This window comes from Burkholderia torrens, assembly GCF_984668525.1.
The window spans coordinates 2144160-2163155 of sequence record NZ_OZ480211.1; the positions used below are offsets into that span (position 1 = coordinate 2144160).

Below are 18996 nucleotides of genomic sequence, written 5' to 3' on the forward strand. Positions count from 1 at the left end.
CGACCGGTTCGCGGGCCGTCGCCGGCCGGGTGCGACGCTTACGGCTCGCACGTCGCCGTCGGCAACACGTAGTCGCGGAACGTCTCGCGCAGCTTCAGCTTCTGCAGCTTGCCGGTCGCGGTGTGCGGCAGCGATTCGACGAACACGACGTCGTCGGGGATCCACCATTTCGCGACCTTGCCTTCGTAGAACGCGAGCAATGTGTCGCGGTTCAGGTTCGCGCCTTCGCGCGGCACCACGACGAGCAGCGGGCGCTCGGTCCATTTCGGGTGCGCACAGGCGATGCACGCGGCCTCGGCCACGCCCGGGTGGGCGATCGCGACGTTCTCGATGTCGATCGAGCTGATCCACTCGCCGCCCGACTTGATCACGTCCTTGCTGCGGTCGGTGATCTGCAGGAAGCCGTCGGGATCGATCGTCGCGACGTCGCCGGTCGGGAACCAGCCGTCCGACAGCGGTGATTCATTGCCGCGAAAGTAGTGATCGATCACCCACGGCCCGCGCACCTGGAGCTCGCCGAACGCGACGCCGTCCCACGGCAGCTCGTGGCCGTCCTCGCCGACGATGCGCATGTCGACGCCGCAAATCACGCGCCCCTGCTTCTCGAGCAGCCGGCGCTGCGCGTCGAGCGGCCGCTGCGACTGCGCCCAGTTGAGCTTCGCGAGCGTGCCGAGCGGCGACAGTTCGGTCATTCCCCACGCATGGATCACGCGCACGCCGTATTCATCCTCGAACGTGCGCAGCATGGCGGGCGGGCACGCGGAGCCGCCGATCACCGTGCGGTTCAGCGTCGAGAAACGCACGCCGGCTTCGCGCATGTAGTTCAGCAGTCCGAGCCACACGGTCGGCACGCCCGCGGAGAACGTCACGCGCTCGGCCTCCATCAGCTCGTACAGCGACTTGCCGTCGAGATCCTTGCCGGGCAGCACGAGCTTGCCGCCGGTCAGCGGCACCGCGTACGGCAGCCCCCACGCGTTGACGTGGAACATCGGCACGACGGGCAGCACGGCATCCATCGCGGACAGGTTCATCGCGTCGGGCAGCGCGGCGCCGTACGCATGCAGCACCGTCGAGCGGTGCGAATACAGCACGCCCTTCGGATTGCCGGTCGTGCCGGACGTGTAGCAGAGCCCCGATGCCTGCTGCTCGTCGAGGCGCGGCCAGTCGTAGCGGCCGTCCTCGGCTTCGACGAGCGTTTCGTAGCAGAGGAACGGCGTCGCGCCCGACGGCAGGTGCGCGGCATCGGTCATCGCGACCCAGCCCTTCACGTGCGGGCACTGCGGTGCGATGGCGTCGACGAGCGGCGCGAAATTGATGTCGAAGAAGACGTAGCGGTCTTCCGCGTGATTGACGATGTACGCGATCTGCTCGGGGAACAGGCGCGGATTGATCGTGTGGCAGACGGCGCCCATCCCGCCGATCCCGTAGTAGGCCTCCAGGTGCCGGTAGCCGTTCCACGCCAGCGTGCCGACGCGGTCGCCGGTTTCGACGCCGAGCCGCGCAAGCGCCTGCGCCAGCTGCTTCGCGCGGCGTTCGCAATCGCGGTACGTGTAGCGATGCAGATCGCCTTCCACGCGCTTCGACACGATCTCGGTGTCGCCGGCGTGCCGCGCGGCATGCGAAATCAGCGAGGACACCAGCAACGGCACGTCCATCATCTGGCCCAGCAACGGCTTACCCATCGTCTTGTTCTCCGTGAGGATGCGAATCGGTGACCAGCCTGGGGGGCGGCGTCCGTACGGAAACGCCCCCTGCGACGCGCCCGTCAGCGGCCCCGGACGGGCGTGGCGCACGGCGCGCGGGCCGCCATGCGGGCGGCGCGGCGCCGCCTTACAATATCGGCTTACCCAGAGGCGCTCAACATGTCGTTTTCCCGAAGCGCAGCCGATGCGGCTGACACCCTCCCCGACCTCGCCGCCACGCTCGGCGCGCCCGCCACAGGCGCGTTCGTCACGCTCGGCGATGCCTTTCATACGCGACTGCCGGCCGCGCCGCTCGCCGCGCCGTACGTCGTCGGCTTTTCCGACGAAGTCGCGCAGCTGCTCGACCTGCCGCCGTCGCTCGCCGCGCAGCCCGGCTTCGCCGAGCTGTTCGCCGGCAACCCGACGCGCGACTGGCCCGCGCACGCGATGCCGTACGCGTCGGTCTATTCCGGTCACCAGTTCGGCGTGTGGGCCGGCCAGCTCGGCGACGGCCGCGCGCTGACGATCGGCGAACGCACCGGCATCGACGGCCGCCGCTACGAGCTGCAGCTGAAAGGCAGCGGCCGCACGCCGTATTCGCGGATGGGCGACGGCCGCGCGGTGCTGCGCTCGTCGATCCGCGAATTCCTGTGCTCGGAAGCGATGCATCACCTCGGCATCCCGACCACGCGCGCACTGACGGTGATCGGCTCGGACCAGCCGGTGGTGCGCGAGGAAATCGAGACGTCGGCCGTCGTCACGCGCGTGTCGGAGAGCTTCGTGCGCTTCGGCCACTTCGAGCACTTCTTCTCGAACGATCGCCCCGACCTGCTGCGCCAGCTCGCCGATCACGTGATCGACCGCTTCTACCCGGCCTGCCGCGACGCGGACGATCCGTACCTCGCGCTGCTCGAAGCCGCGACGCTGCGCACGGCCGACCTCGTCGCGCAGTGGCAGGCCGTGGGCTTCTGCCATGGCGTGATGAACACCGACAACATGTCGATCCTCGGCGTGACGATCGACTACGGCCCGTTCGGCTTCGTCGACGCGTTCGATGCGAATCACATCTGCAACCACTCGGACAACGGCGGCCGCTATGCGTACCGGATGCAGCCGCGCATCGCGCACTGGAACTGCTACTGTCTCGCGCAGGCGCTGCTGCCGCTGATCGGGCTGCAGCACGGTATCGCCGACGACGATGCGCGCGCCGAGCGCGCGGTGGACGACGCACAGGCCGTGCTCGCGAAATTTCCGGAACGTTTCGGCCCCGCGCTCGAACGCGCGATGCGCGCGAAGCTCGGCCTCGAACTCGAACGCGAGAACGACGCCGAACTCGCGAACAAGCTGCTCGAGACGATGCACGCGAGCCACGCGGATTTCACGCTGACGTTCCGCCGCCTCGCGCAGATCTCGAAGCACGACGCGAGCCGCGACGCACCGGTGCGCGACCTGTTCATCGACCGCGAAGCGTTCGATGCGTGGGCGAACCTCTACCGCGCGCGGCTGTCCGAGGAAACGCGCGACGACGCGGCCCGCGCGGTTGCAATGAACCGCGCGAACCCCAAATACGTGCTTCGCAACCATCTGGCCGAAGTCGCGATCCGGCGCGCGAAGGAAAAGGATTTTTCGGAAGTCGAGCGGCTCGCGCAGATCCTGCGCCGCCCGTTCGACGAACAACCCGAACACGAAGCCTACGCGGCGTTGCCGCCCGACTGGGCCGGGTCGCTCGAAGTGAGCTGCTCGTCCTGAGCCCGCAACCCGCGCATCTCGACCGACCGATCAGGAGAACCCCACATGTCCCACGATTCCGACGACAAGACCTTCCCGTACCAGAAGGACGACGCCGACCTGCGCCGCCGGCTCACGCCGATGCAGTACGAGGTCACGCAACATGCGGCGACCGAGCGCGCGTTCACCGGCGAATACACCGATACGGAAGACGACGGCATCTACAAATGCGTCGTCTGCAGCACGCCGCTGTTCGAGTCCGGTGCCAAATTCCACTCGGGCTGCGGCTGGCCCAGCTACTTCAAGCCGCTCAACGGCGAGGTGATCGACGAGAAGGTCGACTACTCGCACGGGATGGTGCGCGTCGAGGTGCGCTGCAACCACTGCGGCGCGCATCTGGGCCACGTGTTCGAGGACGGCCCGCGCGACAAGACCGGTTTGCGGTACTGCATCAATTCGGCTGCGTTAAACTTCGAGTCCCGACCCGAAAACGACTGAGCGGCGCCGGGCGGATCGGCGAGGTCGCCCCTTGCCGGCAGGCCGGCCCCGGGCTGGCCGCCCCGATCCGCAACGGCGGTGCCTGGCGGGTCCCTACAACGGTGAAAGGCCGCGCGAGCGGCCTTTCACGCAGCTGCGAGCGCCATGAAATTCCTGTTCGATCTGTTTCCGATCATCCTGTTTTTTGTCGCCTTCAAGGTCTGGGGCATCTTTACCGCCACCGCCGTCGCGATCATCGCGACGCTGGCCCAGGTCGCGTGGGTCGCCTTCCGGCACCGGAAGGTCGACACGATGCTGTGGGTCAGCCTCGGCGTGATCGTCGTCTTCGGTGGCGCCACCCTCGTCCTGCATGACGAGAAATTCATTCAATGGAAGCCGACTGTGCTGTACTGGTTGTTTGCGATCGGGTTGCTCGCCGCGCGTTATGCGTTCAGCAAGAACCTGATCGAGAAGATGATGGGCAAGCAGCTCACGCTGCCACCGCCCGTGTGGGACAGGCTGAACGTCGCATGGGCGCTGTTCTTCGCGGTGCTCGGCGTCGCGAACCTGTACGTGGTGCACAACTTCACCGAATCGCAATGGGTGAACTTCAAGCTGTTCGGTACGACGGGCGCGATGGTCGTGTTCATCATCCTGCAGAGCCTGTGGCTCACGAAATACCTGAAGGACGAGTGACATGACGGACGCCTTTCTCCACGCCTCACCCGACGAACGCATCGCGCTGATCGAAGCGCGCCTCAACGCGGCGCTGGCGCCGCTGGCGCTTACCGTGCGCGACGACAGCGCGCAGCACGCGGGCCACGCCGGCGCGTCCGCCGGCGGCCACTTCACGGTCACGATCGTGTCGTCCGCGTTCACCGGCAAGCCGCGCGTCGCGCGGCACCGGCTGGTGTATGATGCGCTCGCTGATGCGATGCAGCGCGGCATTCACGCGCTCGCGATCGTGGCTTACACGCCCGAAGAATTCAACGAATCTTCAATCTAGTCTCATTAGGAATTCCCGATGATCCTGAAATCCCCCCGCCTGTGGGTCGCGGCGGCTGCTTTCGCAGCGGCACCGGCATTTGCCCAGAACATCGCCGTCGTCAACGGCACGCCGATTCCGAAGTCGCGCGCCGATGCGATGGTCGCGCAGCTCGTCCAGCAAGGCCAGACCGATGGCCCGCAACTGCAGCAGGCCGTGCGCCAGGAACTCGTGAACCGCGAAATCCTGATGCAGGAAGCAATCCGCGAAGGCATCCCGAACCGTCCTGACGTGAAGGCGCAGGTCGCCGTCGCGCAGCAGACCGTCGTGCTGCGTTCGATGATCGAGAGCTTCCTGAAGAAGAACCAGCCGACCGACGCCGAAGTGAAGGCGCGCTACGACGACCTCGTCAAGGGCGCTGGCGGCAACCGCGAATACCACCTGCACCACATCCTCGTCAGCGACGAGCAGCAGGCGAAGGACCTGATCGCGAAGATCAAGGCCGGCGCGAAGTTCGAGGATCTCGCGAAGCAATACTCGAAGGATCCGGGTTCGGGCAAGAACGGCGGCGATCTCGACTGGTCCGACCCGAAGGCGTACGTGCCGGAATTCGCGGCGGCCGCGCAGAAACTGCAGAAAGGCCAGATGACCGACACGCCGGTGAAGACGCAGTTCGGCTGGCACATCATCCGCGTCGACGACATCCGCGACATCGCCCCGCCGCCGCTCGAGCAGGTGAAGGCGCAGATCGCGCAGCAGCTCGTGCAGCAGAAGCTGCAAGCGTTCGAGGAAGGCCTGCGCCAGCAGGCGAAGATCCAGTAACGCCGGCGCGCGTCGCCCGTGCAACGAAAAGCCGCTCCTCGGAGCGGCTTTTTCTTTAGGTACGCCGCAATGCACGCGCGATAAAAAACCGCTCCGAGGAGCGGTTTTCTGTCAACCGGACATCACCTGCGCTACGCGGGATAAAACACGTCGTGATAGCGCACGTCGCCGGACGGCCGCGGTGCCGATTTGTCGAACGACAGCGCGAGGAAATATTCGGGCGGCACGCCCTGAAACACGATGTCGCCGGACGGTTCGAACCCGAAGCGCGCGTAGTACGCCGGCTCGCCGAGCACGACGCAGCCGCGCGCGCCGAGCCGGTGCAACGCATCGAGCCCCGTGCGCACGAGCCCCGCGCCGATGCTCTGCCGCTGGCAATCGGGCAGCACCGCGAGCGGCGCGAGCCCGTACCACGACTGGCTGCCGGTTGCCGCGCCGCCGATCGTGACCGGCGAGAACGCGACGTGACCGATGATGCGCCCGTCGCGCTCCGCGACGAGCGACACGCTCAGCGCACCGTCCGCGCGCAGCGTCTCGACGATACGCTGCTCGAACCGCCCGCCCTGCGGTTCACCCGCGAACGCCGCACGGATCACGCGGCCGATCGCGTCGGCCTCGCTCGCGCGTGCGTCGCGCAGCGTGACGACCTCGACCGGCGCGTGCGGATCGAACATCATCCGGATCAGCCGATCCAGCGGCGCGCGTTGCGGAACACGCGCATCCACGGGCTTGCCTCACCCCAGCTTTCCGGATGCCAGCTCATCGTGACCGTGCGATGCACGCGCTCCATGTGCGGCATCAGTACCGAGAAGCGGCCGTCGGCCGTCGTGACCGACGTGATGCCGGCCGGCGAGCCGTTCGGGTTGAACGGATAGCGCTCGGTCGCTTCGCCGCGGTGGTCGACGAAACGCATCGCAACCGCGACGCGATCGATGTCGCCCTGCTGCGAGAAGTCCGCATAGCCTTCGCCGTGCGCGACCGCGACCGGAATCCGCGAGCCTTCCATGCCCGCGAAGAAGATCGACGGCGACTTCTCCACCTCGACGAACGAGAAGCGCGCCTCGAACTGCTCGGACTTGTTGCGCGTGAACTTCGGCCACGCCTCCGCGCCCGGGATCATCGACGCGATGCTCGACAGCATCTGGCAGCCGTTGCAGATGCCGAGGGCAAACGTGTCCGGACGCGCGAAGAACGCCGAGAACATGTCGGCGAGGTTCGCGTTGAAGCGGATCGTCTTCGCCCAGCCTTCGCCGGCGCCCAGCACGTCGCCGTACGAGAAGCCGCCGCACGCGACCGCCCCCGCGAAATCGGCGAGCGTCGCACGGCCCGCGAGCAGGTCGCTCATGTGCACGTCGTGTGCGTCGAAGCCCGCGCGGTCGAACGCGTATGCCGTTTCCAGGTGCGAGTTCACGCCCTGCTCGCGCAGGATCGCGACGCGCGGCCGTGCGCCCGTCGCGATGAACGGCGCGGCGATGTCGTCGGCCGGATCGAAGCTCAACACCGGCGAGATGCCCGGATCGGCCGCGTCGAGCAGCGCGTCGTACTCGGCATCCGCGCAGGCGGGGTTGTCGCGCAGACGCGCGATGCGCCAGCTCACTTCGCTCCATGCGCGATGGAGTTCGGTACGCGGTGCGTCGAAGATCTTCTTCGCGTCGCGGTACACCTCGATCACGTCACGGTCGTTGACCGAGCCGATCACGTGCGAGCACGCCGACAGGCCGAATTCGCGCAGCGCGCCGAGCACCGCGTCGCGGTCGGACGCGCGCACCTGCACGACGGCGCCGAGTTCTTCCGAGAACAGCGCGCGCAGCGTGCGGTCGTCGCGACGGCCGCTCGTCTGCTTCGCCCAGTCCTTCGCGTCGCCGTAGTCGGACTCGTGGTTCGGGTCGAGCGTCAGCATGTCGACGTTCAGCGACACGCCCGCGTGGCCCGCAAACGCCATTTCGCAGACCGTCGCCCACAGGCCGCCGTCCGAACGGTCGTGGTACGCGAGCAGCTTGTCTTGCGCATTGAGCGACTGGATCGCGTTGAAGAAGCGCTTCAGGTCTTCCGCGTCGTCGACGTCCGGCGTCGTGTCGCCGACCTGCTGCGTGACCTGCGCGAAGATGCTGCCGCCCATCCGGTTCTTGCCGCGGCCGAGATCGATCGCGATCAGCACGCTGTCGCCCGCATCGGCGATGCGGCGCAATTGCGGCGTCAGGTGGCGGCGCACGTCCTCGACCGGCGCGAACGCGGAGATGATCAGCGACACCGGCGACACCACTTCCTTCGCGACGCCCTGCTCGTCCCACTTCGTCTTCATCGACAGCGAGTCCTTGCCGACCGGGATGCCGATCCCGAGTGCCGGGCACAGCTCCATGCCGATCGCCTTGACGGTGTCGAACAGCGCGGCGTCCTCGCCGGCCGTGCCGCACGCGGCCATCCAGTTCGCCGACAGCTTCAGCTTGTCGAGCGACGCGATCGGCGCGCTCGCGATGTTCGTGATCGCTTCGCCGACGGCCATGCGGCCCGACGCCGGTGCGTCGATCACCGCGAGCGGCGTGCGCTCGGCCATCGTCATCGCCTCGCCCTTGAAGCCCGCGTAGTCGAGCGCGGTGACCGCGCAGTCGGCCACCGGCACCTGCCACGGGCCGACCATCTGGTCGCGCACCGACGTGCCGCCGACCGTACGGTCGCCGATCGTGATCAGGAACGACTTGCTGCCGACCGTCGGGTGCTTCAGCACGTCGACCGCGACTTCCGACAGCGCGATGCCGGTCACGTCGACCGGTGCGCGCTCGGTCGTCACGCGCGCGACGTCGCGATGCATGCGCGGCGGCTTGCCGAGCAGCACTTCCATCGGCATGTCGACCGGGTATTCGTCGGCACCCGTCGCTTCGTCGTCGACGAGCTTCAGTTGGCGCTCGTCGGTCGCGACACCGACCACCGCGAACGGGCAGCGCTCACGCGCGCAGATCGCCTCGAAGCGCGGCAGATCGGCCGGCGCGATCGCCAGCACGTAGCGCTCCTGCGCTTCGTTCGACCAGATTTCGCGCGGTGACAGGCCCGATTCCTCGAGCGCGACCTTGCGCAGTTCGAAGCGCGCGCCCTTGCCCGCGCCGTCGACGATTTCCGGGAACGCGTTCGACAGGCCGCCCGCGCCGACGTCGTGGATGCTCAGGATTGGGTTTTCCGCGCCGAGCTGCCAGCAGCCGTTGATCACTTCCTGCGCGCGGCGCTCGATTTCCGGGTTGCCGCGCTGTACCGAGTCGAAGTCGAGCTCGGCCGTGTTCGCGCCGGTCGCCATCGAGCTCGCGGCACCGCCGCCCATCCCGATCCGCATGCCGGGGCCGCCGATCTGGATCAGCAGCGAGCCGGCCGGCACGTCGTGCTTGTGCGTGTGCTGATCCGCGATGTTGCCGAGGCCGCCCGCGATCATGATCGGCTTGTGATAGCCGTGCACCTTCCCGCCGACGTTCTGCTCGTACACGCGGAAGTAGCCGCCGAGGTTCGGGCGGCCGAATTCGTTGTTGAACGCGGCGCCGCCGAGCGGGCCGTCGATCATGATCTGCAGCGGCGATGCGATGCGGTCCGGACGGCCGTACGGGCCGTGCGCGTCGTTCGGGTTGCGCTCGGCCACCGGCTGCGCTGCGTCACGTGCGTTTTCCCACGACTGGCGGGCGTCCGGCAGGTCGAGGTTCGACACGGTGAAGCCCGTCAGGCCGGCCTTCGGACGCGCGCCGCGGCCCGTCGCGCCTTCGTCGCGGATCTCGCCGCCCGCGCCGGTCGCCGCCCCCGGGAACGGCGAGATCGCCGTCGGGTGGTTGTGCGTCTCGACCTTCATCAGCGTGTGCGTAAGCTCGGTGTGGCGGCCGTAGCGCTCACCCGGCTCGCCGGCCGCGCCCGCGTTGCGCGGGAACCAGCGCTCGGCTTCGGCGCCGACCATGATCGACGAGTTGTCCGAATACGCGACGATCGTGCCCTGCGGGTTCAGCTTTTCGGTGTTGCGGATCATCGCGAACAGCGACATGTCCTGCGCTTCGCCGTCGATCGTCCACTGCGCGTTGAAGATCTTGTGACGGCAGTGCTCGCTGTTCGCCTGCGCGAACATCATCAGTTCGACGTCGGTCGGGTTGCGTTCGAGCTTGCGGAACGCGTCGACCAGGTAGTCGATCTCGTCGTCGGCGAGCGCGAGGCCCAGCTCGACGTTCGCACGCTCCAGCGCGCCGCGGCCGACGCCCAGCACGTCGACGGTCTCGAGCGGCTTGGCCGGCAGCTCGTCGAACAGGTGCTTCGCGTCGTCGCGCGCCGCGACCACGCTTTCGGTCATCCGGTCATGCAGCGCGGCCGCGACGGCTGCGCGCGCGTCGTCCGACAGCGCCTTCTTGCCGCCGAGCAGGCCCGACTTCAGCGTGACCGTGAATTCGACGCCGCGCTCGATGCGGCGCACCTGCGTGAGGCCGCAGTGCTGCGCGATGTCGGTCGCCTTGCTCGCCCACGGCGAAACCGTGCCGAAGCGCGGCAGCACGACGAACGTCTCGGCCGCGCCCTTCTCGGCTGCCGGCTGGAACGGCTCGCCGTAGTGCATCAGCGCGTCGATGCGCGTGCTGTCGTCGGCCGACAGCGGCTCGGCCGCATTGACGAAGTGCAGGAACTGCCCGCGCACCGCGACGATGTTGGCGTCGATTTGCCTGAGCGTGTCGAGCAGACGGGTTTGACGGAAATCGGAGAGGGCCGAAGCGCCGGGAAAACACGAGAAGTGAGCCATGGGCTGGACTGACGTCGATGAGTCGCGCGAGGTGGCGACGTGGGGCGAAAGGAAGGCCGTAATTATACCCGGAAGTCGGGCGCCCAAGACTGGCCGATCGGTAGTCCGCGTGCACCGCATCGGTGCCCCGACGTGCGCCGCCCACAGCCGCCCGCCGGGCCGGGCCACTCGGGTACGGGCGCCGGCCGCCGTGGTGCGGCTGCACGGCGCATGCTCGCCCGACGCCGGTTCGCGCGATTTTGGCGCTATCATTCCGGGTTCACCGGGCCGGGGCCCTCAGCGAATCCTCACCGGGCGGCGTGCGCGCCGCCCGTCATCGAAGCAATCCATGGATGTCATCGTCATCGGCGGCGGAATCAGCGGCGTCGCCACCGCCTACCAGCTGCGCGCGGCCGGCCATCGCGTGTGCGTGGTCGAACGCCACGCGACCGTCGCGCAGGGTGCGACCTACGGCGACGGCGGCGCACTGCTGCCGAGCCCGCTCGACGTCTGGTTCGGCCCGACCTTCATGCGCCAGCGCCAGCCGCGCGACAGCGGCGTCGTCTACAAGCCGGGCTTGAACGGCGGCGTGCGCCGCTTCGTCAAGCAGCTCGGCACGCTGCGCGAGCCCGACGCGTTCGCCGCGCAGTACGCGCGGCTGCGCCCGCTGATCGACGCGTCGCGCGACACGCTCGCCGAAATCGAGGCGCGCCTCGAACTCGAATTCGAGCAGAAGCCCGGCATCCTGCACGTGGTGCGCGACCCGCGCGACTGGGACGCGCTGCAGCCCGCGCTCGACCTGCTGCGCACGCTCGACCAGCCGTACCGCACGCTCACCTCCGACGAATGCGCGGCGCTCGAACCGTCGGTGCCGGCCGAGCCCGGCTTCGCCGGCGGCGTGCTGCTCGAAACCGAACGCACCGGCAACTGCCCGCTGTTCGCGAAACTGGTCAAGCAGACGCTCGACGAGCACGGCGTGCAGTTCCGCTTCGGCGCGGACGTCGCCGCGATCCGCGTCGACAACGGCCGCGCCGCGGTCGAGCTCGTGCCGTCCGGCCACCGGACCGCGGCCAAGGCGCGCGAGGTCGACGTGATGTCCGCCGACGCGATCGTGGTCGCCGCCGGCGCCGGCAGCGTGCCGCTGCTCGACAAGCTCGGCTGGCGCCTGCCGCTGCACCCGGTGCGCGTCCACACGCTCACCGCGCCGGTCGCGTACGAAGAACACGCGCCGCACCTGAGCGTCGTCGATTCGATCAAGCGGATCTCGATCACGCGCACCCATCAGCGGCTGCGCATCGGCGGCGGCGCCGTGCTGCAGAGCCTCGCCGACACCGCGAAACCGCTCGCCGAGCCGCTGTCCGAGGCCGCGCTCGCGCTGCTCGGCCAGGCCGTCCACGACTGGGTGCCGGGCGCCGCCAAAATCTCGGCCGCGCTGTCGTGGCAGGGCATGCAGCTGCTGTCGCCGGACGGCCTGCCCGTCGTGGGTCCGACCCCGCATCCGCGCGTGTTCGTCAATTTCGGCCATGGCCCGACCGGCTGGGGGCTCGCATGCGGGTCTGCTAAAGTGGTGGCCGACTACCTGGGCGGCGACGCCCGGCAGTGGCCCGCCGACACGCTCGCCGCGCTCGGCGTCGGCCGCTTCACGACCTGACCGCCGCGGGTTCGCCCCGTGGCGGCATCCTTGCCAGCCGCCACGATCCCGCGATGACCGCTACCCGCCCGCTTCCCGATTCCGATCCGATCGCACTGCTGCGCGTCGCCGACCTGCGCGCGGCCGAAGCCGACGCTGCCGCGGCACTGCCGCCGCACGCGCTGATGACCCGCGCAGGCGCCGCCGCCGCGCACTGGGTGTCCGAGCGTGTCGCCGGCGACGACCGCCCCGTCTGGTTCGCGGTCGGCCCCGGCAACAACGGCGGCGACGCACTGGTGGCCGCCGCGCACCTCCAGCAGCTCGGCGTCGCGACGCAGGCATGGATGCCGGTACCGGTCAAACCGGACGATGCGCAATGGGCGCTCGGCCTCGCGCGCTCGGCCGGTGTGCCGCTGTCGGCCTCACCGCCCGCATCGCTGGACGAATTCGCGTGGGTCGTCGACGGGCTGTTCGGCATCGGGCTGGGCCGCGCGCTCGACGGCGCATTCGCCGAACAGGCCGAACGCATCGCCGCGCATGCACGCAACGGCGGCCGCGTACTCGCACTCGACGTGCCGAGCGGGCTCGACAGCGATACCGGCCGGATCGTCGGCGCGGGCGCCGCCGTCGTGGCCACCCACACGCTCACCTTCATCGGCGCGAAACCGGGCCTGTACACGGGCGACGGCCGCGACCTCGCCGGCGAGGTCGACGTCGCCTCGCTCGACGTCGCGCCGCCCGCCGCACCGGCCATCGTGCTGAATGCGCCCGCGCGATTCGCCGCGGCGCTGCCCGCACGCGCGTTCTCATCCCACAAGGGCACGTACGGCAGCCTTGCGGTACTCGGCGGCGATACCGGCATGTGCGGCGCGCCGATCCTAGCCGCGCGCGCCGCGCTGTTCGCGGGCGCCGGCAAGGTGCACGTCGGCTTCCTCGGCGCCGGCGCGCCGCCGTACGATCCGCCCTTCCCCGAACTGATGCTGCACCCGGCCGACAGCCTCGATCTCGACGCGATGACCGCGATTGCCGCCGGTTGCGGGCTCGGCACGCGCGAGGCCGCGGCGACGCTCGTGCGCGACGTGCTCACGCACGACGCCGCGACGCTGCTCGATGCCGACGCACTGAATCTCGTCGCGACGCATGCGGATCTCGCGGCCGCCGTCGCCGCACGCGGCGCGCGCGGCAATCCGTGCGTGCTGACGCCGCATCCGCTCGAAGCCGCGCGGCTGCTCGGCAGCGACACGGCCACCGTGCAGCGGGATCGCATCGCGGCCGCGCAAGCGCTTGCGGCACGTCATGCGGCGATCGTCGTGCTGAAAGGCTCGGGCACGGTGATTGCGGCACCCGACGGCCGCGTGACGATCAACCCGACCGGCAACGCGGCGCTGGCCACGGGCGGCACCGGCGACGTGCTCGGCGGCCTGATCGGCGCCCTGCTCGCGCAGCGCGTCGCGCCGTACGAAGCAGCGCTCGCGGGCGTCTACCTGCACGGGCTCGCGGCCGACACGCTGACCGCGAACGGCATCGGCCCGGCCGGGCTCACCGCGGGCGAACTCGCCCCGATGGTGCGCACGCTGATCAATCGCCTTTTTTATCCGTCGCCGCGCGCCGACACGTAACGCCGCTATACTGACTGCCCCGCCGCACGGCGGGCCCTCTCGTCCGCCGGCCTTCCGATCCCGATGAGCCGGCGCGGCATTCCTCCCGATTCACGCTTCACTCGAACCGCCATGACGCTGAATTCGCTCCCCGCCTGGACTGCCCTTCAATCCCACTTCGAACAGATCCGTCACGCCCGCCTGCGCGACTGGTTCGCGCCGGAACACGACCGCGCGCCGACCCGCGCCGAGCGCTTCACGATTCCGGGCGGCGGCCTCGCGGCCGATTTCTCGAAGAACCGCATCAACGACGAAACGCTGCGCCTGCTCGTGCAGCTCGCGCGCGACGCAGGTGTCGAAGCGCGCCGCGACGCGATGTTCGCGGGCGAGATCGTCAACCCGACGGAAGGCCGCGCGGCATTGCATACCGCGCTGCGCGCGACCGACCCGCAAGCGCCGTTCCACGCGCAGGTGAGCGCCGAGCGCGCGAAGATGGCGACGTTCGCGCGCGCCGTGCGCAGCGGCACGTGGACGGGCTACACGGGCAAGCGCATCCGTCACGTGATCAACATCGGCATCGGCGGCTCCGATCTCGGGCCGAAGATGGTCGTGCATGCGCTGCATCACGTCGCGACGCCGGAAATCTCGACCCACTTCGTGTCGAACGTCGACGGTGCCGATCTCGCGCGCGTGCTCGAACAGGTCGATCCCGAGGAAACGCTCGCGATCATCGTGTCGAAGACCTTCACGACGCTCGAGACGATGACGAACGCCCGCTCGCTGCGCGACTGGTTCATCGCGCGCGGCTGCCCGGAAGACGCACTGTCGAAGCACTTCGTCGGCGTGTCGGCGAACCCGGCCGAAGTCGTGAAGTTCGGCATCGCCGCGGAAAACGTGTTCGAAATGTGGGACTGGGTCGGCGGCCGCTACTCGCTGTGGTCGGCGGTCGGCCTGTCGATCATGATCGCGATCGGCCCCGAGCAGTTCGACGAGCTGCTGGCCGGCGCGAACGACATGGACCGCCATTTCCGCGAAGCGCCGCTGGAGCGCAACCTGCCGGTGCTGCTCGGCCTGATCGGCATCTGGTACCGGAATTTCTTCGGTTCGCAGAGCTATCTCGTCGCGCCGTACTCGGAAGCGCTGCACTACCTGCCGTCGTACCTGCAGCAGCTCGAAATGGAGAGCAACGGCAAATCCGCGCGCCTGGACGGCACCTTCGTCGATTACCCGACGTCGGCCGTCACGTGGGGCGAGCCGGGCACCAACGGCCAGCATGCGTTCTTCCAGATGCTGCACCAGGGGCCGACGATCGTGCCGATCGACTTCATCGCGGTGCTGACGCCCGAGCATCCGCTCGCGAGCCATCATCCGAAGCTGCTCGCGAACTGCTTCGCGCAGAGCGAGGCATTGATGCTCGGCCGCACCCTTGAAGAAGCGCGCAAGGTCGCCGGGCCCGGCAAGGAGGCGCTCGCGCCGCACCTGACGTTCCCCGGCAATCGCCCGACCACGACGCTGCTCGTCGATGCGCTGACGCCGCGCACGCTCGGCGCGCTGATCGCGCTTTACGAACACAAGGTGCTCGTGCAGGCCACGGTGTGGGACATCAATCCGTTCGACCAGTGGGGCGTCGAGCTCGGCAAGATTCTCGGCAAGGTGGTGGAAGCCGACCTGTCGGCCGAATCGGTCGATCCCGCGAAGCACGACTCGTCGACCACGGCACTGATCGAGCGCGCCCGCGCGGCGCTGAAGCGCTGACGCAACGGCGCGATGCCCGTGCCGGCCACGCAGTACGCGCTGCGTGGCCGGCAGATGAATCGCCGCGCAGCGTTATGCCGTGTGCGGCGCGACGATACGTCCGGTGTCGAGCGTGACGGTCGTCGCGCAGCGGCGCGCGAGTTCGGCATCGTGGGTGACGAGCACGAGCGTGGCGCCGTGCGTGCGGTTCAGTTCGAACATCAGGTCGATGACGGCATGGCCTGTCGCCGCGTCGAGACTGCCGGTCGGCTCGTCGGCAAACAGGATCGCCGGACGCGTAACGAACGCGCGCGCCAGCGCGACGCGTTGCTGCTCGCCGCCCGACAACAGCTTCGGATAATGCGCGGTGCGTTCGCCGAGACCGACCTGCACGAGCAGCGCGCGGGCGCGGTCGGCCGCATCGCGCGCACTGATGCCGCCCTGCAGCTCGAGCGGCAGCATCACGTTCTCGAGCGCCGTCAGGTGCGGCATCAGCTGGAACGACTGGAACACGAACCCGACCGCCCCGTTGCGCAGCGCGGCGCGGTCGTCCTCGTCGAGCTGGTCGAGCGCACGCCCGAGCAGGCGAACCGTGCCGCTCGTCGCGCTGTCCAACCCTGCGAGCAGGCCGAGCAGCGTCGATTTACCCGACCCCGACGCGCCGACGATCGCAAGGCTGCTGCCCGGCCGCACGGCAAGCGTGATGCCGTCGAGGATCGTCAGCTCGCCCGTCGCATCGGCGACCCGCTTGCACACGTCATGGACTTCGATGATCGGATCGGTAATCTTGAACATGGACACGACATTTCGCTGGAAAAGGCGCACGGCGGCTGCCGCGCTGCTGGGCACCCTGCTGGCCGTCACCGTGCCGGCACGCGCCGCGACGGCGCAGACATCGGGCCAGCCCGTGATCGTCGTGCTCGGCGACAGCCTGTCGGCCGAATACGGGCTACCGCGCGACACCGGCTGGGTGGCGTTGCTGCGGCAACGGCTCACGACCGAGCGAATCGATTATAGCGTCGCGAACGCCAGCGTCAGCGGCGACACCACGAGCGGCGGCCGTGCGCGGCTGCCCGCGGTGCTGCAGCGACTCAAGCCGTCGATCGTGGTCGTCGAGCTCGGTTCGAACGATGCGCTGCGCGGCGTGCCGCTCGCGACGACCGAGCAGAACCTGCGCGACATCATCGCCGGCGCGCGGCGCGCACAAGCCAGGGTCGTGCTGGTCGGCATGTACGTGCCACCCAATTACGGCCCCGACTACACGCAGAAGTTCCACGCCGTCTACACGCGGCTATCGAAGGATCTCGGCGTGCCGCTCGTGCCGTTCCTGCTGGCCGGCATCGAGAACAAGCCCGAGATGTTCCAGGCCGACCAGATGCATCCCGCGCAGCAGGCGCAGGGCATTCTGCTCGACAACGTGTGGCCGGCGCTGAAGCCGTTGCTCGGCAAGCCGCGCGGCTGACGCCCCCCTGCCGGAAAACAAAAAGCCCCGCTCGAAGCGGGGCTTTTCGGGTTGCTTGCGCAACGATGCTCAGTCGTCGCCGTCCTGCTTCTGGCTGGACGTCGAACCGTACAGTTTCACCTTCGAGCGATCGCGCAGCGCGCTGAGATAGGCCTCGCCTTCGCTCTGTGCGTCGACCTGAGCCATTTGCTGCTGCGCGGCCGCCAGTTGCTGCGGATCGACCGCCGAACCGGGGATCACCGCGTTCACGCGGTAGATCGCGTAGCCGTCCGCGCCGAGATCGACACCGACGTAGGCCGGCAGCGTCTTCGCATCGACCTTGTAGACGGCGCTCAGTGCAGCCGGCGTCAGGCCTTGCGACTGCGTACGCGACACCTTCTGCGCAGCCGAGAACCCGTCGGCCGACTTCGACTTCTGCAGCTCGGCAAGCTTCGCCGCGCCATCCTTCTTCGCGAGTTCCGCGGCCTGCTCGGCGACGACCTTCTGGCGCACGACGTCCTTGATCGCATCGAGCGCCGGCACGGCAGCCGGCTTGTAGTCGGTCACGCGCGCCGAGATCAGCGTGTTGTTGCCGACGTCGATCGCCTGCGTGTTGTTCTGGCTCTTCACCGAGTCGTTCGCGAACACGGCGGCCAGGAACTTCGGATTGTTCAGCGGGCTCGTCGGCGGCAGTTGCGGATTCGGCGTCGGCGTGACGGTGGCCGTCTGGATCGTCAGCTTGTACTTGTCCGCGGCCGGCTGCAGCGTCTTCGCCTTTTCATACACGGTCGACGTGAAGCCTTCCGCGTTGTCCGTGAACGCCTTCGATGCGTACTGCTGCTTCAGGCTGGCTGCGATTTCGTCCTTCACTTCCGCGAACGGCTTGACGGCTGCCGGCTTCACTTCGGTCGCCTTCAGGATGTGGAAGCCGAGATCCGATTGCACGACACCGCTCACGTCACCCTGCTTGAGTGCGAACGCGGCATCGTCGAACGCCTTGCCGCCTGCCGTCGAGCCGCGCGTGATGAAGCCGAGGTCGCCGCCCTTCGCTGCCGACGGCGCGTCCTGCGAGTTTTTCTGCGCGATCTGCGCGAACTGGTCCGGATGCGCCTTCACGTCGGCGAGCAGTTGCTCGGCCTTCGTCTTCGCCGCCGTCTTGTCGGCCGCGCTGGCGCTGCCCGGCGCCGCGATGAAGATGTGGCTCACGCGCACCTGCGCTTCGGTGCGGAAGTGCGTCGGGTTGTCGTCGTAGAACTTCTTGATGTCGGCGTCCGTCGGCTGCGCGCTTGCGGCCGCCGCGGCCGGCGAATAGACGAGGTACTGGATCGTGGCGGTCTCCGGCGTCGCGAAGCTCTGCTTGTGCGCGTCGTAGTACGCGGTGAGCTGTGCATCGGTCGGCTGGACCTTCGCCGCGAAGTCGCTCGTCTTCAGCACCAGCGCCTGCACGTCGCGCTGCTGCGCGGCGAGTTCGGACAGACGTTGCGCGAGGCTCTTCGGCGTGAATGCGCTCGACACGATGCTGGCCGGAATCTGCTGCAGCGACAGGCTGTAGCGCACGCGCTCCTGGTACTGCTCGGGCGTCATCCCCTGGAACGACAGCAGCTGCGCATAGCGCTCGACGTCGATCGAACCGTCGGGCTTCTTCAGCGCCGCGATCATCGGGTCGCTCATCAGCGCATCGCGCACGGCGTTGTCGGAGGCGGTGAGGTGGAGACGCTGCGTCTCGTCGGCCAGCACGCGTTGCTGGATCAGGCCGTCGAGCACCTGCTTGCGATGCTCGGGCGTATCGAACATCTTGATGTCGAACTGCCCGCCGAGTGCCTGGCGTGCCTGGTCGATCTGCTGGCGGAACGCGCCGTCGAATTCGACCCGCGTGATCTTGTGCCCGTTGACTGCCGCGACGTTCGCACTGTCGTCGAAGAAGCCGCGGAAGCCTTGGATCCCGACGAAACCCAGCCCCGGCAACACGATCAGGAGCAGGAGCGCCATCATCAGGCGCTGGTGATTACGGAAGAAATCGAGCATGCGTGACGGGAAAATTGGACAAAACGTCCGATATTACAACATACGGGGTGGGACGGGAGAAAAGCAGGCGTGCCGGGTGCGGGCGAAACCGGAATCACTCGACGGTACAAATGAAAAAGCCCGCACAAGGCGGGCTTTCTCATTTTTT

Annotated in this window: 14 protein-coding genes; 9 read left to right on the forward strand and 5 right to left on the reverse strand. The window is 68.5% G+C overall.

Annotated features, from left to right (window positions below; translation table 11 throughout):
- Positions 1-38: 38 nt before the first annotated feature.
- On the reverse strand, positions 39-1682 hold the full coding sequence (locus AC5LXX_RS09860; RefSeq protein ID WP_493409365.1) for a 3-(methylthio)propionyl-CoA ligase: 1644 nt from the start codon (positions 1680-1682) through the stop codon (positions 39-41).
- 180 nt (positions 1683-1862) lie between these two features.
- Between AC5LXX_RS09860 and AC5LXX_RS09865 the strand changes: the two genes are divergently transcribed.
- The 5 genes from AC5LXX_RS09865 to AC5LXX_RS09885 all read left to right on the forward strand — a co-directional run bounded on the left by AC5LXX_RS09865 (position 1863) and on the right by AC5LXX_RS09885 (position 5694).
- The gene (locus AC5LXX_RS09865) at positions 1863-3431 is read left to right on the forward strand and encodes a protein adenylyltransferase SelO (RefSeq protein ID WP_493409366.1); all 1569 of its coding nucleotides are present in this window, start codon (positions 1863-1865) and stop codon (positions 3429-3431) included.
- A 45-nt stretch (positions 3432-3476) separates the two neighbouring features.
- Positions 3477-3908, forward strand: coding sequence for a peptide-methionine (R)-S-oxide reductase MsrB (gene msrB / locus AC5LXX_RS09870; protein ID WP_124450424.1), 432 nt, complete (start codon positions 3477-3479; stop codon positions 3906-3908).
- A gap of 144 nt (positions 3909-4052) precedes the next feature.
- Entirely contained in the window at positions 4053-4583 is a 531-nt protein-coding gene (locus AC5LXX_RS09875; RefSeq protein WP_124450426.1) for a septation protein A, read from the forward strand.
- A gap of 1 nt (position 4584) precedes the next feature.
- Positions 4585-4893 (forward strand): BolA family protein, encoded by a 309-nt coding sequence (locus tag AC5LXX_RS09880; RefSeq protein WP_493409367.1) that lies wholly within the window; start codon positions 4585-4587, stop codon positions 4891-4893.
- An 18-nt stretch (positions 4894-4911) separates the two neighbouring features.
- Entirely contained in the window at positions 4912-5694 is a 783-nt protein-coding gene (locus AC5LXX_RS09885) for a peptidylprolyl isomerase (protein ID WP_034188760.1), read from the forward strand.
- 131 nt (positions 5695-5825) lie between these two features.
- Here AC5LXX_RS09885 and AC5LXX_RS09890 read toward each other — a convergent pair whose 3' ends face one another.
- Both AC5LXX_RS09890 and purL read right to left on the reverse strand, forming a co-directional pair.
- Positions 5826-6371: a GNAT family N-acetyltransferase gene (locus tag AC5LXX_RS09890; protein ID WP_493411115.1), complete on the reverse strand. Its 546-nt coding sequence runs from the start codon at positions 6369-6371 to the stop codon at positions 5826-5828.
- A 5-nt stretch (positions 6372-6376) separates the two neighbouring features.
- Positions 6377-10441 (reverse strand): phosphoribosylformylglycinamidine synthase, encoded by a 4065-nt coding sequence (gene purL, locus AC5LXX_RS09895; protein ID WP_493409368.1) that lies wholly within the window; start codon positions 10439-10441, stop codon positions 6377-6379.
- 328 nt (positions 10442-10769) lie between these two features.
- Here purL and AC5LXX_RS09900 point away from each other — a divergent pair, with 328 nt between their 5' ends.
- The 3 genes from AC5LXX_RS09900 (at position 10770) to pgi (ending at position 15403) form a co-directional block, all read left to right on the forward strand.
- Positions 10770-12071, forward strand: coding sequence for an FAD-dependent oxidoreductase (locus AC5LXX_RS09900; protein ID WP_493409369.1), 1302 nt, complete (start codon positions 10770-10772; stop codon positions 12069-12071).
- Between the two features lie 53 nt (positions 12072-12124).
- Positions 12125-13669 carry an NAD(P)H-hydrate dehydratase gene (locus AC5LXX_RS09905; RefSeq protein ID WP_493409370.1) on the forward strand — a complete coding sequence of 515 codons (1545 nt, stop codon included), beginning with the start codon at positions 12125-12127 and terminating at the stop codon, positions 13667-13669.
- A gap of 111 nt (positions 13670-13780) precedes the next feature.
- Positions 13781-15403, forward strand: coding sequence for a glucose-6-phosphate isomerase (gene pgi / locus AC5LXX_RS09910; protein ID WP_493409371.1), 1623 nt, complete (start codon positions 13781-13783; stop codon positions 15401-15403).
- 72 nt (positions 15404-15475) lie between these two features.
- Here the strand turns inward: pgi and AC5LXX_RS09915 are convergent, their stop codons facing one another.
- Positions 15476-16177 (reverse strand): ABC transporter ATP-binding protein, encoded by a 702-nt coding sequence (locus AC5LXX_RS09915; protein ID WP_493409372.1) that lies wholly within the window; start codon positions 16175-16177, stop codon positions 15476-15478.
- On the opposite strand from AC5LXX_RS09915, the gene AC5LXX_RS09920 reads away from it, so the two are divergent.
- The gene (locus AC5LXX_RS09920) at positions 16176-16844 is read left to right on the forward strand and encodes an arylesterase (protein WP_493409373.1); all 669 of its coding nucleotides are present in this window, start codon (positions 16176-16178) and stop codon (positions 16842-16844) included. The genes AC5LXX_RS09915 and AC5LXX_RS09920 overlap by 2 nt on opposite strands.
- 69 nt (positions 16845-16913) lie before the next feature.
- Here the strand turns inward: AC5LXX_RS09920 and AC5LXX_RS09925 are convergent, their stop codons facing one another.
- Positions 16914-18848: a SurA N-terminal domain-containing protein gene (locus AC5LXX_RS09925; protein WP_493409374.1), complete on the reverse strand. Its 1935-nt coding sequence runs from the start codon at positions 18846-18848 to the stop codon at positions 16914-16916.
- Positions 18849-18996 lie beyond the last annotated feature (148 nt).

Excerpts from the sequence above, each read along its gene's own strand:
- AC5LXX_RS09860 (WP_493409365.1), bottom strand. The coding sequence starts at position 1,682 with ATGGGTAAGCCGTTGCTGGGCCAGATGATGGACGTGCCGTTGCTGGTG.
- AC5LXX_RS09865 (WP_493409366.1), top strand. The coding sequence starts at position 1,863 with ATGTCGTTTTCCCGAAGCGCAGCCGATGCGGCTGACACCCTCCCCGAC.
- msrB (WP_124450424.1), top strand. The coding sequence starts at position 3,477 with ATGTCCCACGATTCCGACGACAAGACCTTCCCGTACCAGAAGGACGAC.
- AC5LXX_RS09875 (WP_124450426.1), top strand. The coding sequence starts at position 4,053 with ATGAAATTCCTGTTCGATCTGTTTCCGATCATCCTGTTTTTTGTCGCC.
- AC5LXX_RS09880 (WP_493409367.1), top strand. The coding sequence starts at position 4,585 with ATGACGGACGCCTTTCTCCACGCCTCACCCGACGAACGCATCGCGCTG.
- AC5LXX_RS09885 (WP_034188760.1), top strand. The coding sequence starts at position 4,912 with ATGATCCTGAAATCCCCCCGCCTGTGGGTCGCGGCGGCTGCTTTCGCA.
- AC5LXX_RS09890 (WP_493411115.1), bottom strand. The coding sequence starts at position 6,371 with ATGATGTTCGATCCGCACGCGCCGGTCGAGGTCGTCACGCTGCGCGAC.
- purL (WP_493409368.1), bottom strand. The coding sequence starts at position 10,441 with ATGGCTCACTTCTCGTGTTTTCCCGGCGCTTCGGCCCTCTCCGATTTC.
- AC5LXX_RS09900 (WP_493409369.1), top strand. The coding sequence starts at position 10,770 with ATGGATGTCATCGTCATCGGCGGCGGAATCAGCGGCGTCGCCACCGCC.
- AC5LXX_RS09905 (WP_493409370.1), top strand. The coding sequence starts at position 12,125 with ATGACCGCTACCCGCCCGCTTCCCGATTCCGATCCGATCGCACTGCTG.
- pgi (WP_493409371.1), top strand. The coding sequence starts at position 13,781 with ATGACGCTGAATTCGCTCCCCGCCTGGACTGCCCTTCAATCCCACTTC.
- AC5LXX_RS09920 (WP_493409373.1), top strand. The coding sequence starts at position 16,176 with ATGGACACGACATTTCGCTGGAAAAGGCGCACGGCGGCTGCCGCGCTG.
- AC5LXX_RS09915 (WP_493409372.1), bottom strand. The coding sequence starts at position 16,177 with ATGTTCAAGATTACCGATCCGATCATCGAAGTCCATGACGTGTGCAAG.
- AC5LXX_RS09925 (WP_493409374.1), bottom strand. The coding sequence starts at position 18,848 with ATGCTCGATTTCTTCCGTAATCACCAGCGCCTGATGATGGCGCTCCTG.